The organism is Terrisporobacter muris (genome assembly GCF_024621905.1).
In the GTDB taxonomy this organism is placed as follows: domain Bacteria; phylum Bacillota; class Clostridia; order Peptostreptococcales; family Peptostreptococcaceae; genus Terrisporobacter; species Terrisporobacter muris.
Window position 1 is genome coordinate 1 of sequence record NZ_JANKBY010000589.1, and the last position, 1149, is coordinate 1149.

Here is a 1149-nt window from a genome sequence, read left to right on the forward strand (position 1 = left end):
GTGGTTATTATAGCAAAGAGGATACACCTGTTCCCATTCCGAACACAGAAGTTAAGCTCTTGAGCGGCAATGGTACTTGGGGGGCGACCCCCTGGGAGAGTAGCACGTAGCCACGTAATCTTTTTTTGTATAAATGTTTAAACATACCTAATTGGTATGTTTTTATTATGGGCTTTTAGCCTGTTGAGTATGTATACTCAATATTAAACCACCCGCTATGCGGATGCGGAAACGATAGTTATACTAAAAAATCACCTTTTCTAAGATATAATGTAGTTGTTCAGGCTACAAAATGATGAAAGGAAAGGTGATTTTATGGCAAATAAAACGAATAGCTTAGCTCATACAAAATGGCTATGCAAATATCATATTATATTTACACCTAAGTATAGACGAAAAATCATATATAATCAATATCGAGAAAGCATAGGTCAAATAATTAGACAATTATGTAACTATAAAGGTGTTGAAATAATTGAAGGGCACTTGATGCCCGATCATATACATATGCTAGTTAGTATACCACCAAAGTTGAGTGTATCTAGTTTTATGGGATATTTGAAAGGCAAAAGTGAACTAATGATATTCGATAGACATGCAAATCTAAAATATAAGTTTGGGAATAGACACTTTTGGGTCGAAGGATTTTACGTTAGTACCGTAGGCCTTAACGAAGCAACAATTAAAAAATATATACAGGAACAAGAAAATCAAGACATATTAAAAGATAAATTAAGTGTCAAAGAATATAAAGACCATTTCAAAGGGTAGTTGGTAACAAAAAATCCCTTTAGGGATTACCTAGTATCAAAAGGCATTTTGGTATGAACAAAGTAAAAAACATCATCCTTTAGACGCTGTCACCAAAAAAGGTTTATAAGCCACACGTTTTACGGTGGATTATGATTATTTAACTTAAATTGAGAAAATCTAAGTGGGAATTAATTATGAATGAAAGATTTAATTAAGTAATTAATTTTTAACAAAGAATGAAAATATAATTTATTTAATGAAATTATTAAAGAGTGATAAATAAACAATATTTGTAAGGAATCTAAATGAATATTGTTTATGATTAAAGTGACTTTTAGTGATATTAAAGAATATTGAAAAATAAAATATAAAAATGATAAATAGACGCAGGAGGTA

Annotated in this window: 1 protein-coding gene and 1 rRNA gene; both read left to right on the top strand. The window is 30.5% G+C overall.

What is annotated here, in order from left to right:
• Nucleotides 1-116: ribosomal RNA gene (gene rrf, locus NSA58_RS20470) — 5S ribosomal RNA — on the top strand.
• A 199-nt stretch (nt 117-315) separates the two neighbouring features.
• Complete coding sequence (gene tnpA / locus NSA58_RS20475; RefSeq protein WP_039681276.1) at nt 316-771, top strand: IS200/IS605 family transposase; 456 nt, start codon at nt 316-318, stop codon at nt 769-771.
• Nucleotides 772-1149 lie beyond the last annotated feature (378 nt).